Annotated in this window: 1 protein-coding gene and 1 pseudogene; both read right to left on the bottom strand. The window is 45.0% G+C overall.

Annotated features, from left to right (window positions below; translation table 11 throughout):
* Positions 1-422: pseudogene (locus V5298_RS11455) on the bottom strand (4-hydroxyphenylpyruvate dioxygenase); the annotation flags it as partial.
* A gap of 241 nt (positions 423-663) precedes the next feature.
* On the bottom strand, positions 664-1,177 hold a 514-nt coding region (locus V5298_RS11450), incomplete at its 5' end, for a TyrR/PhhR family helix-turn-helix DNA-binding protein (RefSeq protein WP_332931585.1).

Here is a 1,177-nt window from a genome sequence, read left to right as displayed (position 1 = left end):
TAGATACTGTCATCCCCATAGCGATCGACGAAGTACAAGGTACTTTCCCCAATACCGTACACCGCAGGAATATTCAGCTCCATGGGCCCGAGGTTACCACTAAATTGATGTGCTCCATTGTTAAGGGCGTGGTGTAATGCCGCACCGGCATCCCTTACCCGAAAGGCCATACCACAGACACTGGGCCCTCTTAATTTGGCAAAGGCTTCGGCCTGAGACGCAGGTTCGGCATTAACGATAAAGTTAATATCACCCTGCCGAAATAGCCAAACCCGTTTAGAACGATGTTTGGCTATTTCAGCAAAACCCAGACCCATAAATAACTGTTTAAGATCAGCGATCCCCTTTTCATCGGCGGCGGTATATTCCACAAATTCAAAGCCGTCGGTACCTAAAGGATTAGCGAATATTTCAGATCTCATCATCTTTGCCCCTACCATTAACATTTTAGTTACATCAATAAACATCAATTTGGATGAAACAGGAATAGCGCAGGCGCAATTAGGGATCCCTTAGGTTAGAAGGGGATCCGTATAGAAATTTGCACATCAAGATAAATGAAAGGACTAACGCCAGTGCAGCCCGTGATCCCTTTGGGATATACACAGGCCTTACAAGCAATCTTGCAGATTAAAAATGTAAAGCGGGGTTAACAGGGCGTATTTATAACTTTACAGTGGTTTTATTGATGCCGTATTCCCGCAACTTATTGGCAATGGCCGTATGGCTAAGTCCAAGTTTCTTGGCCAACTGTCGGGTACTTGGGTAAGTGGGATATAACCGCTTTAACAAATCACGTTCAAACTTTTTCACCGCCTCGTCCAGTGTTCCATCGAAGTTCTCATCAATAAAATTGACGCTGGGCGCACAACTGGGAAGTTGTATATCTTCTTTTGTAATTTCATTCCCATCAAGCAGTGACAAGGCGCGAAACAATGCATTTTGCAACTGCCTCACATTGCCTGGCCACGGATAGTCTTGTAAAAACGCCACACTGGATTTGCTCAATTTCGCCGGACGACGTCCTAGCTTACTGCTATGTTGCAGAATAAATGACTCCGCCAATGGCAAAATATCCTGTCTTCTTTCTTTAAGGGTGGGCAGCACTAAACTGAGCACATTTAAGCGATAGTATAGTTCCTGTCGAAACAAGTCATCGGCTACCAACTGCCCCAGA

Origin of the sequence: Alteromonas sp. 14N.309.X.WAT.G.H12 (assembly GCF_036697315.1) — a bacterium.
In the GTDB taxonomy this organism is placed as follows: Bacteria; Pseudomonadota; Gammaproteobacteria; order Enterobacterales; family Alteromonadaceae; genus Alteromonas.
This window is presented reverse-complemented; position numbering and strand designations above follow the sequence as displayed.